Genomic DNA, 21,614 nt, shown 5'->3' on the forward strand with positions numbered 1-21,614 from the left:
ATCAGCCTTCAGAGGGGCCAATAGAGCTCACTAATCACCATATAGGCCTCTTCACCCTATTGGCACCCGATCAACCTTGAAATGACCATTCTCTGAACCTCTGATGTCCCTTCTCCGATTTCAAGAAGCTTTGCATCCCGTAAGTAGCGCTCAACATGGTACTCTTTCATGTAACCGTATCCGCCATGGATCTGAATTGCTTCGTCTGCCACTTCCATACTGATTTCAGATGCGTAAAGCTTACACATAGAAGCTTCTTTAGAGAATGGTCTTCCCTGGTCTTTCAACCAGGCTGCTTTATGAACCATATTCCTTGCAAGTTCAATCTTCATCGCCATGTCTGCAAGCTTAAATTGGGTGACTTGAAATTGCGATAACGTTTTACCGAATTGTTTTCTTTCTTTCGAATATTGAAGCGCCTTGTCAAAAGCAGCCTGAGCCACTCCGACAGCCATGGCCCCGATTCCGATTCTTCCCCCGTCCAGGGTTACAAGGAACTGTTTGAAACCTTCTCCCTCTTTCCCTAACAGGTTTTCTTTCGGCACTTCCACATCTTCAAGTACCAATTCTGTTGTATTGGAGGAATGAAGACCCATCTTTTCATAATTATCAATGACCTTGAAGCCATTTGCTTTAGTCGGGACGATGATCGCACTTATCTCTTTATTCCCGTTACTTCTGCCTGTAATCGCGGTTAATGCCAGATGATTGGCATAACTTGCATTGGTTATATAACACTTGTTCCCATTGATGACCCATTTATCCCCTTTATCTTCAGCAGTGGTCTGGGTTCCGCCTGCATCTGAACCAGCGTTAGGTTCAGTCAGGCCGAATGCTCCAAATGATTCCCCTGTACATATCGGCGTTAGGTATTCCTGTTTCTGTTCGTGTGTACCAAATAAATTTATCGGGGCCCCTCCCAATGAAATATGGGCAGAATACGTGATCCCCGTAGAGGCACATGCACGGCTAAGCTCTTCTGTTACAATGGCGAAACTTACAGTATCCGCCCCGGCCCCACCATATTCTTCCGGAAAGGGAAGCCCCATCATTCCCAGGTCAGAAAGCTTTTTGAAAATTTCTTTAGGAAATTCCTTTGTGCGGTCCCGGTCCAACGCACCAGGTGCCACCTCTTCTTCAGCGAACTCCCTAATCGTCTTTTTAATCATTGCTTGCTCTTGTGTTAAGTCGAAATTCATCCTTATCCCCCTTGTCTAACTTTGATGACTGAAAGCCCTAGACATCTCGAGTAAATAATAGCGCTTTCAAGCATAGTCACACGACTCTATGAATACGCTCTCATTCCTATTATAAGAGGGAATAGTTAATTTTCTCAACTTTAAAAAACTTTTAAATTTTCAGAAGTTATAGCAGTATACAAATAATAATAAGCATCGCTCCAACCGATCCAGCCAGGGAGAAATAGATCAGCCTCCACTTCAACCCAACACCGACCCAAAGAAAACAGTTCAGAAATAGGGTTATGTATAATTCCAAAGAACTCCCTTTAAATACCTTTTCTGTTATATCTATGGATGAAAGAAGCAGGATGCATGCTGCCGAAGTGTAGTGAAGAAGAGGAGAAAATTGTTTCTTAGTATAATAAATTCCTACACCCAATAATAATCCGACAAAACTTGCCAAAATCGCTGTTTGCAAAACGATTGACAATTCAGTAAAATAAATGACAAATAATGAAATTACCAATATGAATATCACAATAAAAAAGTCTTTAAACAGGATTTTCCTGTGCGAATTCACCGGCTTTCTGTCATCGATTGCTGCTCCACCTGTATATAATGCAAGAAGGTAGTCACAATATTGTTCCGGTAGCAACTTGTTCTTCTTCCAGAATTGAATTTCACTGATGATCATTTCTGTTTTTGAATCCTTTATAAACCTGGTCATTTTTGTCACACCTTCTATAGTTGAATCTTTAGCTGTATTCGGCAGGGCTATTGAAAAACCCTTTAAATTGAACAAAAAAAACCACCCCTATGCACAATAGAGGCAGTTTAAGGCAGTTTAAGGCAGTTCTATTCCAAAAAGTCTTTTAAGCGTTTGCTTCTGCTTGGATGGCGTAGTTTTCTAAGAGCTTTCGCTTCTATCTGACGGATACGTTCCCGGGTAACACCGAACACCTTACCCACTTCTTCAAGTGTACGGGTTCTGCCGTCATCCAGACCAAAGCGTAACCTGAGGACATTCTCTTCACGATCTGTAAGAGTATCCAAAACATCTTCAAGCTGTTCCTTCAACAGTTCATAAGCTGCATGTTCCGAAGGGGATTGAGCTTCTGCATCCTCAATAAAGTCTCCAAGATGAGAATCATCTTCTTCGCCAATTGGCGTTTCAAGAGATACAGGTTCTTGAGCGATCTTGAGTATTTCCCGGACCTTTTCAGGTGTCAAATCCATTTCTTCAGCAATTTCTTCCGGTGCTGGTTCTCGACCCAAATCCTGAAGTAATTGTCTTTGTACCCTAATCAGTTTATTAATGGTTTCAACCATATGAACCGGGATACGAATCGTTCTTGCCTGGTCGGCAATGGCACGGGTGATGGCTTGACGAATCCACCAAGTAGCATACGTACTGAATTTATATCCTTTACGATAATCAAATTTTTCCACTGCTTTAATGAGACCCATGTTTCCTTCTTGAATAAGGTCTAAAAACAGCATACCGCGACCGACATATCGTTTTGCGATACTGACAACAAGTCTCAGGTTCGCTTCGGCAAGACGACGCTTCGCTTCCTCATCGCCATCTTCAATTCGCTTGGCAAGATTAATCTCTTCCTCGGCAGATAAAAGATCGACTCTCCCGATTTCTTTCAAATACATACGAACCGGATCATTTATTTTAACGCCGGGAGGAACGCTTAAATCATTCAGATTAAACTCTTCTTCCTCTTCTTTCTCTAACTCAGTTGCATTTGGATCATCATCTTCATCATTTTCATTCACGATTTCTACACCTTGCTCACCTAAGTGTTCGTAAAATTCATCCATTTGATCGGAATCCAATTCGAACCCTGATAACTTGTCGGCAATATCTTCGTATGTGAGGACTCCTCTTTTCTTACCTTGGTTAACTAAAAATTCTTTCACCTGATCAACTGTTAATTCTGAAGCTATTTGTTTGGAACGCGCTGACTTTTCAGCCATTTGTTCCCCTCCTTCCAACATCCTTACAAAACTTTATAGAGACTTACGCAGCTGTAAGATTTCCATTGCTATTTGTGCTTCTTGTCGATAATCCTTTAATCTTTCCGCTTCTTTTCTTTCCACTTCTTTTTCCTTTATTCTCAACATCTTTTGATGTTTTAACACCTGATTAACATAATCCGCCAATTCCTGATCCGTACTTTCTTCGCTAATAGACATCATTTCGATGTCCGTCACGATCCTTCTAAGCCTTTCATCAGGAAGGTATCCGAGAAACGTACTGGCACTTGGAGGCATACCCTCTTCATAATAACCCAATAAATAAGTAATAATAGCCTGGTGCTCATCAATATTAAGGTTCGTGCCTGCAAGCCATTCCTGAACTTTATAAGCGATATTTGGATCTTTCAGCATGTATGCAATCAATCTTCGTTCAGCGGTTTGGTATGCCGGCAATAATTTTGACTGGGAGTGCCGCTTAAAATTCCCTTGCATGCCGACCTGTTTAGGATTAGATACGCGTTTTTCAGGACCTCCTAATTCAGATAACTGCTGTTGAAGTGCCTCTAAGGATAAATCGAACTCGTCAGCTAAATACCGTAAATAATAGTCCTTTTCAACCGCATTACTCAATTGAGTAATTTCCTTAAGTATGTCTTCTATATACTTAAGCCGATTTCCTTCATCATTTAAATTTTTATTTAGCTTATAGTACCGAAGCTTAAACGCCATGAACGTCAAGCTTGCCCCTATTACATCCTGTTGAAACCTGTCTGCACCAAATTTGGTGATGTAGTCATCAGGGTCTAATTGTTCTGGTATTGTAGCTACGCGGATATCCAACTGATGTTTATGAAGAAGCTTACCGGCCCTGAATGCCGCTTCCACTCCGGCAGAATCACCGTCATAACATATGATAATGGATTCAGTCAGTCGTTTTAACAGGCCAATTTGCTGTTCAGTCAACGAGGTACCCATGGTGGCTACTCCGTTTTCCACACCGGCTCCGCTTGCTGAGATTACGTCGGCAAATCCTTCAAATAATATCGCCTGTTGTTTTCTTCTTATCATTGATCGTGCATCGTGATAATGATATAGAATGCTGCTTTTATTAAAAATCTTTGTTTCAGGACTGTTTAAGTATTTAGGTTCGTCATTCGCATCAATGGTCCTGCCTGAGAAAGCAACGGTGTGACCCTTTGCATCCACTATCGGAAACATGATTCGTCCCCTGAAACGATCGAGGAAGGAATCGTCCCTTTCCCTTCTTACGAGCAGACCTGCTGCCTCCATCAGTTCCAGGGAGTAGCCACGCTTCTCGAGAAACTTAACCGTGAAATCCCAACTTGGGAGCGACCATCCGATCTGGAACTTTGTGATACTCTCAGTTGTAAAGCCCCTTGCTAATAAGTATTCCAGTGCTTCCTGGCCTTCCTTTGTATTTAAAAGGAGATGATGGTAAAATTTACTTAATAGGGAATGGGCTTCCATCATTTGCTTCTCATCCTCTTGAGGAGGAAGCGATTGATCTGATGAAGGAGATTGAATGGAAATTTCCTCGCCTACTTTTGCTCCAAGCTTTTGAGCCGCTTCGAGGAAACTCAGACCATCTACATCCATGAGAAACGTATATGCATTTCCTCCCGCCCCGCATCCAAAGCAGTGAAATATCTGTTTGTCTGGGGAAACAGAAAAAGATGGAGTATTTTCTCCATGGAACGGACACAAACCGAAATAATTTCGTCCCTGCTTTTTCAGCTGTACATAGTCACTGACAACATCCACGATATCGGTTGATGACAAAATTTTGTTTAACGTATCTTCAGGGATTCTTTCAGACATATTTTATCACCTGTTTTTATTAACCCTCTTAATCCATTCTGTACTTATTACGATTCTCCTGCAATTTCCGACAAGATTTTATCGAAGGACGTACAGAATGCTTCTCTGTCTTCATTTGTAAAAGGTTTAGGACCTTTACCATAATTACCTTTCTTGCGTTCTTTTGCTGCAAGATACCGATAATCCAGTGCGGTGACAATACTCTCTTCCCTGTAGGCTTTTCCCCTGGGAGAGATGGCATAAACTTTTTTCGGTAATACCAGACTTGCAAGTCCTATGTCCTGCGTCACCAGTACATCCTTTGCCTTTACGTGGTTCATGATGTACAAATCTGCCGCTTCTTTCGAACTATCCACATATACCCATTCACCTTCGTCAGGCGTATTCTTTCTGTGGGCATTGGATGCAACAAAAATGACCCGGAAACCATAACCTCTTATTATTTTAATGATTTCCTGTTTCACCGGGCAGGCATCTGCATCTACATATACGGTATGGTTATGTTCGCTAATACTAACTATTCTACATCACTCCGTATTATCCTTCTCTCTTTCTTAACTTTCCTAGAGATTTGATTAAAATTGTCGAATTTTAATTCAGACGAGACTTGACATATCACAATAATTAGTTTATTCCTTAAGAGTTTAGTCTAAACCTATTTTAAATATTTTTATCACAATTTTTTATTATAGTATAATCGGACAAGTTTGACCACTATAAAAACTTAATTCCTTCAAGGTTTTTGTTCATGGTGTGAAATTCATGAAACTTTGTTGGAAGATGTAGCGAGTGGTGGTTGATTTCCGCTCCAGGTGCTCGCTTTCCGCGGGGCTGGAAGTGAGCTCCTCGGGCTTTTGCCCTGTGGGGTCTCACCTGTCCAGCGTTTCCCGCAGGAGTCGAGCACCTTCCGCTCCAATCAACTTTCGAAGGATAAGTTTTCACTAAAACTAAAGAGATTGTCAAAACCAACCCATCATTCTCCAGAGGCAGATGATATCGATTTTAAATTTTGCTAAAAGTTCTGGTGTGTGAAAACGGCCTAAATAAAAGATGATTCCTCCGTTTTTCAGGGGGAATCATCTTTTTATGTACACGGTCATTCAATTGACCGATCAATCATTGGATTTTTGGTAAATATTTGTAATAACATTGGCTGTTTCTTCGACGGCTTTGTTGGTTACGTCGATGACGTGACATCCGATGCGGTCCGTGATTTTTTCAAAATACTTCAGTTCATCTTCTATACGTTTTATATTCGCGTAGCTCGCCTGATCATTCAGTCCGAGAGACTTTAATCTTTCCCTACGAATCGTATTCAGCTTTTCAGGGCTGATTTTTAACCCGAAGCATTTCTTGGGTGAAACCATAAATAATTCCTCCGGGGGGTCTACTTCCGGTACAAGTGGTACATTCGCCACTTTGATCCTTTTCAGTGCCAGGTATTGCGACAGAGGCGTTTTTGATGTTCTGGACACTCCGACAAGTACAATATCCGCCCTGAGGATGCCCCGCGGATCACGCCCATCATCATATTTGACGGCAAATTCAATGGCTTCTACTTTCTTGAAGTAGTCGTCATCAAGCTTTCTGACCGTCCCGGGTTCAAACAACGGTTCCCTTTGGTAGGAAGATTGAAATTTGTCCATTAATGGACCGATGATATCAAATGCATAGAGCTCTTCCTTTTCAGATTGTTCTTTAATATACGCGCGCATATCCGGTTTTACAAGGGTGTATACAATCAAACCCTGGTTCAGTTTCGCTAAGGAGATCACTTCATCGATATGTTCAAGATCCTCAACATACGGAAAGCGTTTAATGACCGTATTGGAACCATTGAATTGGCTTATCGCAGCTTTTGTGACTAATTCAGCAGTTTCACCCACCGAGTCGGATACAACATAGATGATCGGTTCTTTCACGATCGTTCACCACCTTCTAATATTCATCTGCCAACGCAACAAATGCCTTTGTGATATTGGTCTTTGTAATTCTGCCTATGACTTCTAAATCGCCGTTTTCAGTCTTTTTGATGACGGGGACAGAGTCAATTTGCTTATGAATCAGGTCTTTCGCTACTCCAATCAACTGGTCATCTTTTTCACAGACTGTAATATTCGGCATTCTCGTCATAATGATATTCACAGGCAACGTACTGAGTTCCTGCTTCCCAATACTTGCTCTAAGAAGATCCTTACGGGAGAGGACCCCCACTAAGTATGTATTGGCATCCACTACAAACAACGTTCCCACATCTTCCAGAAACATCGTCACAATGGCATCATACACAGAAACATTTTCATTTACTACAACGGGAATCGATTGATAATCTTTGACGAATATTTTGTTCAGGTTTTCAGTCAGCAGCTGCGTCCCTGTTTTCCCTGTATAGAAATACCCTACCCTTGGACGTGCATCTAGATATCCTGCCATGGTCAAGATAGCCAGGTCCGGCCTTAGAGTCGCTCTAGTTAAGTTTAATCGATCAGCTATCTGTTCTCCAGTGATAGGTCCATTATCTTTTACAATTTGCAAAATATGTTCTTGACGCTTATTAAGTTCGATTGTTACTCACCACCTAACGGTCAGACAATTTATGTTATACTTTATATTAAATATTATATACTATTTAACCAAAATGAAAAGAGCATATTATCATCCATTTGTGACAACCTATAGTTAAAATTTCACTTTACAAAGAGTATCTTTTTTTTAGCCAAACTTCAAATTTTTCCCCTTACCTTCACCAGTAGTTGTTTTTTATTCTTTATCATGATAAAATGTCTTCATTCTTATAACCAACATTGCTATGAAGGATCAATAAGTACTTGCTGCACGAAAAGCGACTGGGGACAGTGAAAGCCCAGATAGCAGGGAAACGGCAATCCTGAGCTATTAACCGTTAAAAGTGGGTATGCATTTAAGTATACCAACTAGGGTGGAACCGCGAGTATCAAGCTCGTCCCTAGGCCTTTCGCGCCTAAGGACGAGCTTTTTTATTTACATAAAACGAAAAGGAGTGACTGAAATGTCAATGGAACAAGTAGTCAATTTAGCAAAGCACCGGGGGTTTGTCTTTCCTGGTTCTGAAATCTACGGAGGACTTGCCAACACATGGGATTATGGCCCCCTTGGTGTAGAGTTGAAAAACAATATTAAAAAAGCATGGTGGAAAAAATTCGTTCAGGAATCCCCTTATAATGTTGGCCTTGATGCAAGTATTCTGATGAATCCCCAAACATGGGTAGCTTCTGGTCACGTAGGAAATTTCAATGACCCAATGATCGACTGTAAACAATGTAAAACACGCCACCGGGCAGATAAAATCATTGAAAATGCCCTTGAAGAAAAAGGCATTGAAATGATCGTCGACGGTCTTTCATTCGAGAAGATGGAAGAAATTATCAAAGAGCATGATATCGCTTGTCCTGATTGTGGAAGCCATGATTTCACCGATATACGCCAATTTGATCTAATGTTCAAAACCCATCAAGGTGTTACGGAATCTTCTACCAATGAAATTTATTTACGTCCTGAAACAGCTCAAGGAATTTTTGTTAACTTCAAAAATGTACAACGCTCTATGCGTAAAAAAATGCCATTTGGTATTGCTCAAGTCGGAAAAAGCTTTCGAAATGAAATCACCCCTGGTAACTTTACATTCCGCACACGTGAATTCGAACAAATGGAACTGGAATTCTTCTGTAAACCTGGAGAAGACCTGGAGTGGTTCTCTTACTGGCGTGAATTCTGTAAGAATTGGTTATTGAACCTTGGGATGAGCGAAGACAACATGAGATTACGCGATCATGATGAGGATGAATTATCACACTACAGCAATGCAACAACGGATATCGAATACAAATTCCCGTTCGGATGGGGAGAGCTTTGGGGTGTGGCCGATCGTACAGACTTTGACCTGAAGCGTCATATGGAACATTCGAATGAGGACTTCCACTACATGGATCCTCAAACGAACGAAAAATATGTTCCATACTGTATCGAGCCTTCCCTGGGAGCAGACCGTGTAACCCTTGCGTTCCTTTGTGATGCTTTCGAAGAAGAGGAACTTGAAAATGATTCACGCACAGTGTTACGTTTTCACCCGGCTCTTGCTCCGTTTAAAGCGGCCGTTCTTCCACTTTCGAAGAAACTTTCTGACGATGCATTTAAAGTGTATGAAGAGCTTTCTCAAGATCTTATGATCGATTTCGACGAAACGGCATCCATCGGTAAACGTTACCGCCGTCAAGACGAAATCGGGACACCATACTGTATCACATTCGATTTTGATTCTGTAGAAGATGGTCAAGTAACCGTTCGAGACCGTGACACAATGGATCAAGTCAGAATGCCAATCAGTGAAGTTAAAGCGTTCTTGCAAGAGAAAATTAAATTTTAATCACCTAAAGCGCAGGCGGCTCGCCAAGTGGCGACAAGCATAAGACGGCCCTGCCGGAAAGGCGTTCTTTGCCTTTTTGGCAGGGTTGACTTATGACCTCGAGCCTCTAGCTGCCGGAGCTAGCAGACACCTAAAGCGCAGGCGGCTCGCCCAGAGGCGACAAGCATAAGACGGCCCTGCCGGAAAGGCGTTCTTTGCCTTTTTGGCAGGGTTGACTTATGACCTCGAGCCTCTAGCCGCCGGAGCTAGCAGACACCTAAAGCGCAGGCGGCTTGCCAAGTGGCGGCAGTATAAATAGAAATCCCTGAAGGAGTTTTTTATCTTTGGGAATTTTTCACAAAAAAAACTAAACCAATTACCCATCACACAATAGCAGACAAAAAAATGGCCCATTCACACACGTGAATGGGCCATTCTATATCACAAGCAGCATATATAATACTAGAATAAGTCCTTAAGGTTATCCATTTGGTCTAAAAACCGTCTGGATTTTAATGTAAGACCTGAGTTTTCATCGTAATAAGTCCTGATTACCCGCTTTAATTGATGTTTTGTTTCATCTTTTACCGATATATTCCCCAATCGATTGAGATCAAAATAGTAAAATACCCTGAGAAGCTTCACGGTACCTTGCGATATCGGTAAATGATGAGGATCTTCACTTAGACAGCGATGACAGATAAATCCATTTTCTTTAAATGAAAAGGCAAATTCACCATCGGACTCCCCGCAAACCGCACATCCATTCAAAGTAGGATACAACCCTAATACAGGGAGCATCTTCATTTCAAAAATGTGCATAAGAATTTCCGGATCATAGTCTTCATTGAGGTAGTGAAGAGTCTTGTATAGCAATTCGAACAGGAAGGGGTTCGGCTTGCGGTCCTCAGTCGCTTTATCAAGGAGGTCTACGATATATGTGGCATAAGCTGTCTTAAACAAATCTTCCCTCACATGTCTCAGGGACTCAGCCATCTCTCCCTGTTGAAGAGTACCCAGTCCGCTTCCTTTAATAAAAAGGAAATAACCATATGTAAACAATTGTGAAATGGCGGATAGACGGCTATTAGGTTTCTTTGCCCCTCTAGCCATCAATCCAATCTTTCCGAATTCCCTTGAATATATGGTAACAATTTTGTTTGACTCACCGTAATGATTGGTTCGAATGACAATCCCTTCACACTTCTGTAGCATATAGCCACCTCCCGATATCAATCCTTCCGGGTGATGACAAACTTATCACGTTAAAGGAAAATCTACTTCCGCAGTTTCTTCTTCGAAACTGTAAGGATCTTCAAACGTCTCCTTTTCAAGCTCTTTAAAAAGGAGATAGGTGTCTATACTTCCTGTCTGCGAAAAAAATTTCCATGTTAAGTCTAACATAAAAAACCCACCTTTCTGGATTTAAACTAGCAAGACTTCATAAGCTTTCTTGTGATTAGAATGAGCATTTTCTCTCTAAAACATGTGGCCTAAATATTGTTAATTACAGTATCAATATTCGTCGTCGCTGAAGCCGAAGTCTCGAAGGTTGGAAGATCGGTTTCGCCAATCCTTCTGAACCTTCACCCATAGTTCAAGATAAACCTTTGATCCCAATAGGTTCTCGATGTCTACACGGGAGCGCTTTCCAACTTCCTTGAGCATGGATCCCTTCTTACCGATCACAATTCCCTTTTGGGAATCCCTCTCCACAATGATGGTGGCGATTACGTCAATAAGGTCCTTCTCTTCTTTTCTCTCCATCTTATCGATCATGACAGCAATACTGTGCGGAATCTCTTCCCTGGTCAAATGCAGGACCTTTTCACGGATCAGTTCTGAAACGATGAAGCGTTCAGGATGATCGGTAATCTGATCAGCAGGATAAAATTGAGGTCCTTCAGGTAGTTGATCCTTCAGTAACTGCAAGAGTTGGTCCACGTTATTTCCTTCCAGTGCTGAAATCGGAACAGTGGCCGCGAATGGAAAAAGGTCATTATATTGTTGAATCATCGGGAGGAGGGCATCAGGATGGATCTGGTCAATCTTATTTAGAATAAGGTAGACCGGTGTTTTAACACCTTTCAATTTCTCTATGATGAAGTGATCCCCTTTTCCCAATCCTTCTTCGACATTCACCATGAACAATATGACGTCCACTTCTTTTAAAGTGTTCTGAGCAATCTTCATCATGAAGTCTCCCAGTTTATGTTTCGGTTTGTGAATTCCAGGAGTATCGATGAATATCATTTGGGCATCATCTGTTGTGTAAACTCCCTGAACTTTGTTTCGTGTTGTTTGAGGCTTATCACTCATGATGGCGATCTTTTGACCGATGACCCTGTTCAAGAAAGTGGATTTCCCGACGTTCGGTCGTCCGATTATGGAGATAAAGCCTGATTTGTATTCTGTATTACTGCCTATATTACTCATTTAAATCCTCCGGTGAAAAAGCTCCTGGTAACAGTTCTGCTACGGTTAACTCTTCTACATCGCCTTGAAGATTCGTCAGGACGACTTTCATTTCTTTCGGACATAATTCTGAAATGACTTGTCGGCAAGCTCCACATGGTGGAACAGGTCTTGCTGTGTCCGCAACAACCGCAATCATCGAATAGTCTGTATCGCCTTCAGAATAAGCCTTAAATAAAGCGGTCCGTTCAGCACAGTTACACATGCTGTAGGCTGCATTTTCAATGTTACAACCGTGATAAACTTTACCGTCCTTTGACAGAAGAGCCGCTCCCACCTTGAACTTACTATAGGGTACGTATGCTTTTTCTCTCGCTAGTTTGGCCTCTTGTATCAATTGTTCTGCATTCATTAATTGAACTCTCCTTTTAACCCTTACATATTCATTTTACTACAGTTTTCATAAAAGAAAATGGGCTGTTATCATTTTGTAATAAAATAGTTAGATAATTCAAACTATTTATCCATTTTGTTCTTTGCTCCACTTATTCTATACAAGTATAAGAACGTTTTCAAATGAATTAAAGGCTGCAGGAAAGAAATCACTTAATTTCTCCTCTGCAGCCTTAATTTTACTGTATCATAATATCTTTTTAGATCAGAGGATCAAATCCAAAAGCTTTGGAAAAAAGATGATAGTTCCTACTATCGCAGTACAAATTGCGAAGAGGAGCACTGAAGCTGAAGCCAGATCCTTCGCAGCCTTCGCAAGGGGATGATAGTCTTCAGCTGAAAGATCGACTGTCTTTTCAATTGCTGTATTCATCGTTTCAAGAGCAAGGACAGAAAAGACAAGAATGATCAGTATGATCCATTCCATGGCCGATACACTAAGCACACCGGCAAGGAAGAATACGACTATTCCAACACATGAATGAATTCTGAAATTCTGTTCCGTTGCCCAAACAGACTTCATCCCTTCCGTTGCATATCCAAAGGATTTTAAGAACCGGAATAAGCCGAACTTAGTCCCTTTTGAGTCCATATTCATCTAAAATGTCCTTTTGTCTCTTGAACATCCTCTTTTCTTCTTCTTCCTCCATATGGTCATATCCCAATAAATGAAGGAATCCGTGAAGGGCAAGAAATCCAAGCTCACGTGCGATGGAATGATTATATTCTTCCGCCTGTTCTTTCGTCCGATCAATGGAAATGATGATATCTCCAAGGACGCGGGGAATCTCTCCCCCGATTATTTCTATCTCGTCTTCACCAAGTTCTTCAAGGGCAAATGAGATTACATCTGTCGGCTGATCCTTATCACGATATTCCCGGTTAATTTCCCGGATTCGATCATCTGTCACAAAGGTAACGGACACTTCGCTTTCATCCTCTACCCCTTCTTTTTCTGCTGCAAAGTTCAGGATCTTATGAACCAGACTTTTTTGTTCATCGGATAATGTTTCTGTTTCGTCAATAAAGTCGATCAATAATGTCATGCTTCTTCTCCTTTTGCTTGAAGTTCCGGATACTCGATTCTCGGATGGAAGATTCCATTCAACGTCTCACATAGAGATCTTTTCACTGTCTCTAATTGTTTCAAAGATATTTCACATTCGTTGAACTGACCATCCTGCAGGCGGTCCTGTACAATCGAATGGACAAGCTGCTTAATTTCTGTCTGAGTGGGAGATTTCTTCGACCTGACTGCCGCTTCTACGCTATCCGCAATGCTGATAACGGCCGCTTCCCTCGTCTGTGGTTTAGGTCCCGGATAACGATATTCTTCTTCTTTAACATCTTTCCCTTGTTCCTTCGCCTTATAATAGAAAAATTTCAGCAAAGTCGTTCCGTGATGCTGCTCGGCGATGTCTACAATTTCTTTTGGCAGTTTATGTTTCCTGAGCATCTCTGCACCATCTGAAGCATGACTTATAATAACATCCCTGCTTGTTTCAGGCGAGACCCGGTCATGGGGATTTCCCATATTAAGCTGATTTTCGATAAAAAAGTGCGGGCGTCTTGACTTTCCAACATCATGATAATAGCATCCGACCCTTGCCAATAATCCATTTGCCCCTATGGATTCACACGCTGCTTCTGCAAGGTTCGCTACCATTACGCTATGATAGTACGTCCCCGGGGCGTCGGTCAGCAATTTCTTCAACAAGGGCTGTGTAGGACTTGAAAGCTCCACCAGCCTCATAGAGGACAGGATACCGAAACCTGCTTCAAAGAACGGCAGGAAACCAATTGTCAGTATGGAGGAACTAATCCCTGATACGAGGGCAAAAACAATATAATACACATATTCACTATTTGAATATGACGTACCGCTTAATAAAATCAAAAATCCAAGAATCAGGATATTAACGAGTGCAACGTAAATTCCCGCCCTTAAAATATTCGAGCGTTGATTACGGCTCACCAGGAATAGAATCCCTGAAACGCCGCTGAATAATGTGTAAATCGCAATTTCGATATCAATGGATCCAGAGAACCGTTGATGAAATATGATACTCGAACAGGCAGAAAGGATAAATACCATCATCATCGCAATCCGTTCATTCAAGAGGATCCTCAATATCATCCCGGTGAACGCTGCCGGGAATATAAAGGCGATATCATTGATTTCCAGTTGTTCTATCAGCCCTACAATCTTCATGATCAAGAGTGATATCACAAATACAATACTAGTCAAAATCAAATAATTTTGCTTACGTTCCTCTGTTACTTCAAGTGAGTAGAAGAAATAATACAATGAACTGATCACAACAAGAACAAAGAGACCAAGTCCCACATAAGGCCTGAAGGAAAACGTATTTTCCACCATTCCCAAAGACTTCAGGATACTGTATTTTTTAGGGGTGATCAGCTCTCCGTCTTCAACAATGACCCCCCCTTCGATGATTTCTACCTTTTCAACGTTTGCTTCGGCTAGCTTCTTTAACTCATCCGTCTTTTCAGCATCGTAGAATAGTGTAGGCTCTAAGGCCACTTTTCCTAATTTGACGGCAGCAGTGGATAAATCACCTTTAAATGAATAGTTAGTGATCCGTTGTTCTAAATTTAATTTCGCTTCATTTATATCTTCTTCTTTCACACCATTTTCCATGATGATTTTCAACTGTGTGGAAACGATGGTCTCTACCCGTGACAAGTCATCCTCATTCGCCTCCAGAAGCGTCTTTAATATGTCATCACTCAAGCTGTTGGTGACATTATTATTTTTATCCTTTGGCAATTTGGCTTTCAAGAGCTTCAACTGCTCATTACTATCTGGGATTGATGGCGGTTTTAGATCTTCTTCTTCCCCAGGCTGCTGTTTCGACTCATTTTTCACTTCATTTACACTTTCCATCAGAGAGTGCAGCAGTGAATTGGAGTTGTCGATTGCTCCTTCCTTCGGGGTATATACGTTCGCCACTTCTGCCTTTGCTTCTTCCTTCTTCTTGGCAGTGGCCTCCTCATCGACAAATTTCTTTGGAGCCCTTATCGTTGTGGGGGCATCTTCATATAAATTTATATCAAGGGTCTTCGGTTTCACATTTCCATAAAGTACACCGAAAACAATGATGCCAAGCAGCACAAATAAGAGATTGGTAAATAATCGGTAGCTGAGAAAGCTCCTTATCTTGAGTAGAAATGGGTGAGTTTGCATAAAGAACCCCCTGTTATGTATAGACAATTTCAAATGGCATATTCAAAACCTTTTTGTAATTATGTAAAATGATAACAGTTTTTGACTTATTTATCTATGTATAGCCCAATAAAAAAAGATTGATCCAGGCACATGCCGGGTCATGAAATGGCAGCATGTAACGATAGGATCAATCTCTTTTTGTCTATTTTTCAATTGTTTCATAGGCATCGATAATTTTCGCGACCAACGGATGACGGACTACATCAGCCTGGTCGAGATAAATGAATGATACTCCTTTAACATCTTTTAATATACGTTCAGAAGAAATCAATCCCGACTCACTTCCCCTTGGCAAATCCACTTGAGAGCGGTCTCCTGTGATGATCATCTTTGAATCGAAGCCAAGTCTGGTTAAGAACATTTTCATTTGGGCTTTGGTTGTATTTTGAGCCTCATCCAGAATAACAAACGCATCATCCAGTGTACGGCCCCTCATATACGCAAGGGGAGCTATTTCAATGGTACCCCTCTCTATGAGGCGGGCTGTATGCTCAGCTCCCAATACATCATGCAGGGCGTCATAAAGGGGTCGGAGATAAGGATCCACCTTCTCCTTTAAGTCACCAGGCAAAAAACCCAGACTCTCACCTGCTTCAACGGCGGGTCTAGTTAGGATGATCTTCTTGACCTGTCCATTCTTGAGGGCGTGCACCGCCATGACGACGGCTAAATAGGTCTTACCGGTACCCGCTGGTCCAATCCCGAATACCATGTCCTGCTTCTTGATGGATTGGATGTACTGACGCTGTCCAAGGGTTTTCACACGGATCGATTTACCCTTCGCGTTCTTTGTAATTTCTTCATTGTACAACTCTGTAAAATATTCAAGCGTCCCTTGTCTGCCCATTTCAATGGCATAATGGACGTCACGCTGGCCAATGTTGACTCCTTTACGGATTACGGCCACCAGTCGATCAGAAATATCAAGAGCGAGACTTACATCTTCTTCCTTACCTGAAACCAGCAACTCTTCGCCTCTTGTTACAATTGAAACGTGTAATTCCTGTTCTATTAATTTAAGGTGAGAATCTGAAACGCCAAACAAAGCAATGGCCTCATTCGGGTTTTCAAGTTGTAATTTCATTAAGATTTCATCTGACATTCGTTAGTCTCCTTGAATAATTGGTTGTCCCACTGCAATATTTTCTAATACTTTGAAGTGAATGGTTACCCTAACTTTACCATTCTCAACCTTTTCTTGCAAAATTTTTTCCCCTCTAATTTCAGCATCTTCCGGGATGGAGGACTCCAGGTTACTTCTGGCAAGCTTTTTCGCAGCAGTGATAGCTTCGGATTTCGTATAGGTTCTCTCCACGTCTTCTTTTTCTTTCATGCTTCGATCAATATAATAGATTGGCAGTTCCCACTTTAGAAAACGCAGGGGCTTTTTATTTTCCTCCACAACAACATCCTTAAACTCCGATTTACCGAATCCCCAGACCGGTATATCAAATGAACCGATACCCAGATAATGTTTTCTTTTTTCATTTCCACTAAACACTATAAAACGGGACTTTAACGGTATTTCAACTGACGTCTTATACCATGTTTCACCCATTATCTTTGCTTTAGCTGAGACACCTTTAGGCTCTTTCTCGTTTCCGATCAGACCGGATACTAACAGCTGCCCTTTATTGACGTAGTCATTGATGTTCACCTGGGGGTCTCCTTCTTCTACAAACATTTCCGTGATGATGGCTTTCTTTTTGGCGACAATATGCTGCAGGCCGGTGGATTCAGGAGGCACCGGAGCGTTTTTTTCCACCACTTGAAAGTGAAAGGTTGTCCCTTGTAATTCCACTCCTACCCACGTGATGTTATTCATCCTGTAGGATAACTCACGCTGAATGTTTTCTACATCGGGGAGGGAGAACTGCATTTTCCCCTTGGAAACCCCCATCTCCTCCAGTTCCTTCCTTATACTGTGTTCTGTTTGAGGCGTCGCACCCTTAATCTCTATATTCCACACCATATTGGAAAGAAGGAATACGATGACGAAGAAAGCCAGCCCACCAATCATGAACCCGGAATTCTTTAAGGATCTCTTGAACAGGAATGGAACCCCCTGCCCTCTTAGAAATGTCACTTTACACTCTGATGCCCGCACCGCTCTTCTGAAGTTATGTACATCGTCTAAGGATAAGTAAAAGGTGAGGGTCTCCGTGCCCGCTCTCTTTACATTCCAGATCGCGATACCCGCCCGCAGCAATTGATTGATAACACGCTCAACTGATTTTCCTTCTATTTTCACAAATACCTTTCCCCTCAGAAAGGTGAACCATTGATTCTTCAAATCCGTCCCTCCTATTGTTCTAAATAGATCACTTCTACGATCTTCCCCTGCAGGAGAATTTCTTCCGGAAGAATCATCTTGATGACGAATTGTTCTCCTTTTATTAGCAATTGACCCTGCTTTAACAGAAGGCGTACCTCCCGATCTGTGAAGGTCAACAAACCCCGGTGGTTTTCTATATAGATATGAATTTGTCCAATCATTGTGACGCGAGGAAGGTCCATCATGACATCTTCGGGTAAATCCATTTTCTGTGTCATCCATTTACGCATCTCTTGCAAAAAGCTTTTCGCCATAAAAAAGAACCCCCTTTCATCTCATATTTATGAAATGAAAAGGGGTTTCATCACTCTTATTTTTGATGATGGCGTTTTTTTGATCTAGGAGGCCCAAATACCTCTGAAAAAATAAATCCTTTTACGATATCATCTTCATTTTTGAAATCAATAGTGAGGGGATGGCTAGCCTCCCGAATCTTCCTCGCCCGATTGTGATTGGCTTCAACCTTCCTTGAATAACGCTCTTCTTGTTTCTGAAGACTGGAATAGGCTGATTCCGGCTCCCTCTTGTTATCTCCTATCCGGGTTTGAATGGAGAGGGCAGACTCTTTCACAGGATCTTTGTTTGACCTTGGTTCCCTGCGTCTCGTTCTTTCCCTCCCTCCTGCTTCCCTTCCTCTTCTATCAGGTTGGGGAGAAGCCGGAGTGGCCGTTTGAATAGGTTTTTGCCTGACCGGTTTATTGGAAGGAGACTCTTTTACTTTATTGAATATGGTAGTGATGAGTCCGATCAATATGGCAATGATCAATGGTTCCATGGAGAAAACTCCTTTCTAAACAAAGGGAGATTACTTATCACTCTTCGGATCTTTTTTATCCCCTGTCAGCTTTCCGATCGAGTCTCTCATTTCTGTATCTGCATCGATATTCTTCAGGTTCATATAGTCCATCACACCGATGTTTCCTGACCTGAGTGCTTCTGCCATGGCAAGTGGTACTTCTGCTTCCGCTTCCACAACCTTCGCTCTCATTTCCTCTACTCTTGCTTTCATTTCCTGCTCATTTGCAACGGCCATTGCTCTTCTTTCTTCCGCTTTCGCCTGGGCAATGTTTTTGTCAGCTTCTGCCTGTTCTGTTTGCAGTTCAGCTCCGATATTCTTGCCGATATCAACGTCCGCGATATCAATCGAGAGAATTTCAAATGCAGTACCTGCATCCAGACCTTTTGAAAGGACTGTTTGAGAAATCAGATCAGGATTTTCCAGTACCTTCTTGTGATTGTCGGATGAACCGATCGTAGATACAATCCCTTCCCCTACACGGGCAACGATCGTCTCTTCACCGGCACCCCCGACAAGGCGGTCGATATTTGCACGAACCGTAATACGCGCTTTGGCCTTCACTTCAATTCCATCCATTGCAACACCTGCAATAAATGGTGTTTCGATTACTTTTGGGTTAACACTCATTTGAACCGCTTCCAGTACGTCACGACCTGCAAGATCAATGGCGGCACAGCGCTCAAACGTCAATTCAATATTTGCGCGATGAGCAGCAATCAATGCATTAACCACTCTGTCAACGTTACCACCGGCTAAATAGTGACTCTCCAGCTGATTGATCGTGACTGTGATTCCAGCTTTATGAGCTTTAATCAACGGATTGATCACACGACTCGGGATAACACGTCTTAATCTCATCCCCACTAGTGTAAAAATACTTATTCTTACCCCAGCTGCGATCGCTGAAATCCACAGCATGACTGGGACAAATGTAAATAAAACAGCTAAAACGATAATACCCACAACGATTGCAACGAGTAATAAAATTGTACTTGGTCCTATAACCATATTTTCTTACCTCCTGTGTATTTATGAAATGTCTCTTACTACAATTCTTGATCCTTCTACCTTCACAATCTTAACCTTTTCACCTGCTTTGATAAAGCCGCCTTCTGTCACGGCATCGATTCTTTCATCCTCCACGATCACGGTACCGGATGGCCTTAAAGGTGTTTTGGTCACACCTTCTTTACCAATCAAATCCAATCGATTGGCATTTGATACATATCCGCTTTCTGTGCTGGTGGAATCGTTTAAAATGATTTTGTTAAAAAATTTCATTTTTTTACCAAACACCTTTACAAAGATAGTCACTGTCGCAACGGCAATCAATAAAGCAATCATAAGAGATATCCCCATTTGCATCATATCGCCCCCTGCCAACATAATACTTGCAAGGATCGCCCCTATACCAAGTCCTCCTGCTATTCCCCCCGGAAGGAAGAACTCAGCCACTATAAGAATAATACCAATTATGAAAAGAATAATGGTTTCATATCCGGCAAGCCCTGCAACCAAGTGCCCGTAAAAGAATAATACAAGAGAAATCAAGCCGATAGAACCAGCGATTCCAAAACCCGGTGAATACAGTTCCACAATCAATCCCAGGCTCGCAAGGGAAAGAAGAATCGGTACGACGACTGGATTTGTGATGAAACGTGCAAGTTTTTCCGCAAAGGTCTCCTCCACTTGTTTGACCGAGGATTTCTCCACTCCAAGCGTTCCATATAATTCATCCAGGTTCTGAACAGTCCCTTCAGAATATCCGATTTCCTTTGCCTCCTTTGATCCCAGGGTTAATAATTCACCTTTTTCAATCCCAAGCTCTTCTACTACAAGAGATTCATCTGCCATTGCTAATGCATATTGAGGATCTCTACCATTTGATTCAGCAGCACTTTTCATGGCGGAAAGCCAGTAGCTTTGAGCTTTCTTATCCGCCGCATTTCCAGCCTGGTCAATCACAGCCGCAGCACCCATTTGTCCATTCGGGACCATATAAATTTCATCAGCATGAAGGGAAATAAATGCACCCGCCGACAGCGCATGGTTGTTCACAAACGCAATCGTCTTCGCATCGATACCATCCAGGAGCTGACCGATATCGCCGGCTGCATCCACCAATCCACCAGGTGTATCAATATCAAAGATAATCAGTTCAGCGTTGTGATCTTCCGCATCTTTGATTGCTCTTTCCAAAAATGCATGCAGGCCTCTTTCTACCTCTTTTTGAATGGGAATCACGTATACTTTATCCGAATCCCCAGCAGAACTGACAGGCAGTTGCAATAAACTGCCCCCAAGGATCAGCATCAATAATACAAGTATACCTCTTCTCAACTTAACCCCCTCATTTCAGGTAATATTCCTTGATATTCTATGTACGTATGACCTATTAAAAAAGTTTCACTTTTTTCGAAAAATATGCGAGTGAGGGTAGCTTGATCGCAGCATCATTTAAATCCGGTTTTAAAAAAACCGGAAAGCATCGATGCTTTCCGGTTTTTTTAATCTTATGATAGATGTTGAAGAACAAGTTTGTTGACGAGAGCTCCATCGGCTTTCCCTTTTAATTTAGGCATGATTGCTCCCATCACTTTGCCCATGTCGGCTTTAGAAGTAGCACCTACCTCCGCTACCGTTTGTTGGACAATAGCAGAGACTTCTTCCTCTGAAAGCTGTGTAGGCATATATATTTCGACGTAAGTCAGTTCTGTTTGAATTTTTTCAACGAGGTCTTGTCGACCGGCGTTTTGAAATTCCTGGAGGGAGTCTTTCCGTTGCTTCACTTCTCGAGAAAGGACAGTCAACTCTTCGTCTTCAGAGAGATCCTGTTTCCCGTGTTTTATGGCTTCATTTTGAAGTGAAGCCTTTAACATGCGGATAACAGAAAGCTTCTCTTTTTCTTTATTCTTCATCGCTTGTTTCATATCATCATTTAAACGATTGAGAAGACTCATACTTACACCCTC

Annotated in this window: 22 protein-coding genes; 1 reads left to right on the forward strand and 21 read right to left on the reverse strand. The window is 41.9% G+C overall.

Annotated elements, in window-relative coordinates; genetic code table 11:
- Positions 1-56: 56 nt before the first annotated feature.
- The 7 genes from BAA9072_RS04715 to BAA9072_RS04745 all read right to left on the reverse strand — a co-directional run bounded on the left by BAA9072_RS04715 (position 57) and on the right by BAA9072_RS04745 (position 7,574).
- Positions 57-1,199, reverse strand: a complete 1,143-nt coding sequence (locus BAA9072_RS04715) for an acyl-CoA dehydrogenase (RefSeq protein ID WP_201713524.1) — start codon at positions 1,197-1,199, stop codon at positions 57-59.
- A 166-nt stretch (positions 1,200-1,365) separates the two neighbouring features.
- On the reverse strand, positions 1,366-1,983 hold the full coding sequence (locus BAA9072_RS04720) for a hypothetical protein (protein ID WP_201713525.1): 618 nt from the start codon (positions 1,981-1,983) through the stop codon (positions 1,366-1,368).
- Positions 1,984-2,036: 53 nt separating this feature from the next.
- Positions 2,037-3,167 (reverse strand): RNA polymerase sigma factor RpoD, encoded by a 1,131-nt coding sequence (rpoD, locus tag BAA9072_RS04725; RefSeq protein ID WP_201713526.1) that lies wholly within the window; start codon positions 3,165-3,167, stop codon positions 2,037-2,039.
- 33 nt (positions 3,168-3,200) lie between these two features.
- A complete protein-coding gene (dnaG, locus tag BAA9072_RS04730; RefSeq protein WP_201713527.1) occupies positions 3,201-5,009 on the reverse strand; it encodes a DNA primase in 1,809 nt (602 codons plus the stop codon).
- Positions 5,010-5,056: 47 nt separating this feature from the next.
- On the reverse strand, positions 5,057-5,521 hold the full coding sequence (locus BAA9072_RS04735) for a YaiI/YqxD family protein (protein ID WP_201713703.1): 465 nt from the start codon (positions 5,519-5,521) through the stop codon (positions 5,057-5,059).
- A gap of 600 nt (positions 5,522-6,121) precedes the next feature.
- Positions 6,122-6,934 carry a pyruvate, water dikinase regulatory protein gene (locus BAA9072_RS04740; protein WP_201713704.1) on the reverse strand — a complete coding sequence of 271 codons (813 nt, stop codon included), beginning with the start codon at positions 6,932-6,934 and terminating at the stop codon, positions 6,122-6,124.
- Between the two features lie 13 nt (positions 6,935-6,947).
- Positions 6,948-7,574, reverse strand: coding sequence for a helix-turn-helix transcriptional regulator (locus BAA9072_RS04745; RefSeq protein ID WP_201713705.1), 627 nt, complete (start codon positions 7,572-7,574; stop codon positions 6,948-6,950).
- 463 nt (positions 7,575-8,037) lie between these two features.
- On the opposite strand from BAA9072_RS04745, the gene BAA9072_RS04750 reads away from it, so the two are divergent.
- Positions 8,038-9,411 carry a glycine--tRNA ligase gene (locus BAA9072_RS04750; protein ID WP_201713528.1) on the forward strand — a complete coding sequence of 458 codons (1,374 nt, stop codon included), beginning with the start codon at positions 8,038-8,040 and terminating at the stop codon, positions 9,409-9,411.
- Positions 9,412-9,852: 441 nt separating this feature from the next.
- Here the strand turns inward: BAA9072_RS04750 and recO are convergent, their stop codons facing one another.
- From recO to BAA9072_RS04820, 14 genes are all read right to left on the reverse strand, one after another.
- A complete protein-coding gene (recO, locus tag BAA9072_RS04755) occupies positions 9,853-10,605 on the reverse strand; it encodes a DNA repair protein RecO (RefSeq protein WP_201713529.1) in 753 nt (250 codons plus the stop codon).
- Between the two features lie 45 nt (positions 10,606-10,650).
- Entirely contained in the window at positions 10,651-10,794 is a 144-nt protein-coding gene (locus tag BAA9072_RS04760; RefSeq protein WP_082386398.1) for a YqzL family protein, read from the reverse strand.
- Between the two features lie 111 nt (positions 10,795-10,905).
- Positions 10,906-11,826: a GTPase Era gene (gene era, locus BAA9072_RS04765; protein WP_201713530.1), complete on the reverse strand. Its 921-nt coding sequence runs from the start codon at positions 11,824-11,826 to the stop codon at positions 10,906-10,908.
- Positions 11,819-12,217 carry a cytidine deaminase gene (locus BAA9072_RS04770; protein ID WP_201713531.1) on the reverse strand — a complete coding sequence of 133 codons (399 nt, stop codon included), beginning with the start codon at positions 12,215-12,217 and terminating at the stop codon, positions 11,819-11,821. The genes era and BAA9072_RS04770 overlap by 8 nt, the downstream gene beginning before the upstream one ends.
- A 246-nt stretch (positions 12,218-12,463) precedes the next feature.
- Positions 12,464-12,856, reverse strand: coding sequence for a diacylglycerol kinase (locus BAA9072_RS04775; protein ID WP_201713532.1), 393 nt, complete (start codon positions 12,854-12,856; stop codon positions 12,464-12,466).
- A complete protein-coding gene (ybeY, locus tag BAA9072_RS04780; protein ID WP_201713533.1) occupies positions 12,831-13,304 on the reverse strand; it encodes an rRNA maturation RNase YbeY in 474 nt (157 codons plus the stop codon). Before ybeY ends, BAA9072_RS04775 begins: the two co-directional genes overlap by 26 nt.
- The gene (locus BAA9072_RS04785; RefSeq protein ID WP_201713534.1) at positions 13,301-15,466 is read right to left on the reverse strand and encodes an HD family phosphohydrolase; all 2,166 of its coding nucleotides are present in this window, start codon (positions 15,464-15,466) and stop codon (positions 13,301-13,303) included. Before BAA9072_RS04785 ends, ybeY begins: the two co-directional genes overlap by 4 nt.
- 184 nt (positions 15,467-15,650) lie before the next feature.
- On the reverse strand, positions 15,651-16,610 hold the full coding sequence (locus BAA9072_RS04790; RefSeq protein ID WP_201713535.1) for a PhoH family protein: 960 nt from the start codon (positions 16,608-16,610) through the stop codon (positions 15,651-15,653).
- Positions 16,611-16,613: 3 nt separating this feature from the next.
- Entirely contained in the window at positions 16,614-17,801 is a 1,188-nt protein-coding gene (gene yqfD, locus BAA9072_RS04795) for a sporulation protein YqfD (RefSeq protein WP_201713536.1), read from the reverse strand.
- Between the two features lie 11 nt (positions 17,802-17,812).
- Positions 17,813-18,097: a sporulation protein YqfC gene (gene yqfC, locus BAA9072_RS04800; protein ID WP_201713537.1), complete on the reverse strand. Its 285-nt coding sequence runs from the start codon at positions 18,095-18,097 to the stop codon at positions 17,813-17,815.
- Between the two features lie 56 nt (positions 18,098-18,153).
- Entirely contained in the window at positions 18,154-18,618 is a 465-nt protein-coding gene (locus BAA9072_RS04805) for a hypothetical protein (RefSeq protein ID WP_201713538.1), read from the reverse strand.
- Positions 18,619-18,648: 30 nt separating this feature from the next.
- The gene (gene floA, locus BAA9072_RS04810) at positions 18,649-19,644 is read right to left on the reverse strand and encodes a flotillin-like protein FloA (protein ID WP_201713706.1); all 996 of its coding nucleotides are present in this window, start codon (positions 19,642-19,644) and stop codon (positions 18,649-18,651) included.
- Positions 19,645-19,671: 27 nt separating this feature from the next.
- Complete coding sequence (locus tag BAA9072_RS04815; RefSeq protein ID WP_201713707.1) at positions 19,672-20,955, reverse strand: NfeD family protein; 1,284 nt, start codon at positions 20,953-20,955, stop codon at positions 19,672-19,674.
- A 200-nt stretch (positions 20,956-21,155) separates the two neighbouring features.
- Positions 21,156-21,602, reverse strand: coding sequence for a GatB/YqeY domain-containing protein (locus BAA9072_RS04820; protein WP_201713539.1), 447 nt, complete (start codon positions 21,600-21,602; stop codon positions 21,156-21,158).
- Between the last annotated feature and the right edge of the window lie 12 nt (positions 21,603-21,614).

The organism is Rossellomorea arthrocnemi, from assembly GCF_904424705.1.
GTDB classification, from domain to species: domain Bacteria; phylum Bacillota; class Bacilli; order Bacillales; family Bacillaceae_B; genus Rossellomorea; species Rossellomorea arthrocnemi.

Bases quoted from the DNA above. Each gene is read 5' to 3' on its own strand.
- BAA9072_RS04715 (WP_201713524.1), bottom strand. From the start codon at position 1,199: ATGAATTTCGACTTAACACAAGAGCAAGCAATGATTAAAAAGACGATT.
- rpoD (WP_201713526.1), bottom strand. From the start codon at position 3,167: ATGGCTGAAAAGTCAGCGCGTTCCAAACAAATAGCTTCAGAATTAACA.
- dnaG (WP_201713527.1), bottom strand. From the start codon at position 5,009: ATGTCTGAAAGAATCCCTGAAGATACGTTAAACAAAATTTTGTCATCA.
- BAA9072_RS04750 (WP_201713528.1), top strand. From the start codon at position 8,038: ATGTCAATGGAACAAGTAGTCAATTTAGCAAAGCACCGGGGGTTTGTC.
- recO (WP_201713529.1), bottom strand. From the start codon at position 10,605: ATGCTACAGAAGTGTGAAGGGATTGTCATTCGAACCAATCATTACGGT.
- BAA9072_RS04760 (WP_082386398.1), bottom strand. From the start codon at position 10,794: ATGTTAGACTTAACATGGAAATTTTTTTCGCAGACAGGAAGTATAGAC.
- era (WP_201713530.1), bottom strand. From the start codon at position 11,826: ATGAGTAATATAGGCAGTAATACAGAATACAAATCAGGCTTTATCTCC.
- BAA9072_RS04770 (WP_201713531.1), bottom strand. From the start codon at position 12,217: ATGAATGCAGAACAATTGATACAAGAGGCCAAACTAGCGAGAGAAAAA.
- BAA9072_RS04775 (WP_201713532.1), bottom strand. From the start codon at position 12,856: ATGAATATGGACTCAAAAGGGACTAAGTTCGGCTTATTCCGGTTCTTA.
- ybeY (WP_201713533.1), bottom strand. From the start codon at position 13,304: ATGACATTATTGATCGACTTTATTGACGAAACAGAAACATTATCCGAT.
- BAA9072_RS04785 (WP_201713534.1), bottom strand. From the start codon at position 15,466: ATGCAAACTCACCCATTTCTACTCAAGATAAGGAGCTTTCTCAGCTAC.
- BAA9072_RS04790 (WP_201713535.1), bottom strand. From the start codon at position 16,610: ATGTCAGATGAAATCTTAATGAAATTACAACTTGAAAACCCGAATGAG.
- yqfC (WP_201713537.1), bottom strand. From the start codon at position 18,097: ATGGCGAAAAGCTTTTTGCAAGAGATGCGTAAATGGATGACACAGAAA.
- BAA9072_RS04805 (WP_201713538.1), bottom strand. From the start codon at position 18,618: ATGGAACCATTGATCATTGCCATATTGATCGGACTCATCACTACCATA.
- BAA9072_RS04815 (WP_201713707.1), bottom strand. From the start codon at position 20,955: ATGCTGATCCTTGGGGGCAGTTTATTGCAACTGCCTGTCAGTTCTGCT.
- BAA9072_RS04820 (WP_201713539.1), bottom strand. From the start codon at position 21,602: ATGAGTCTTCTCAATCGTTTAAATGATGATATGAAACAAGCGATGAAG.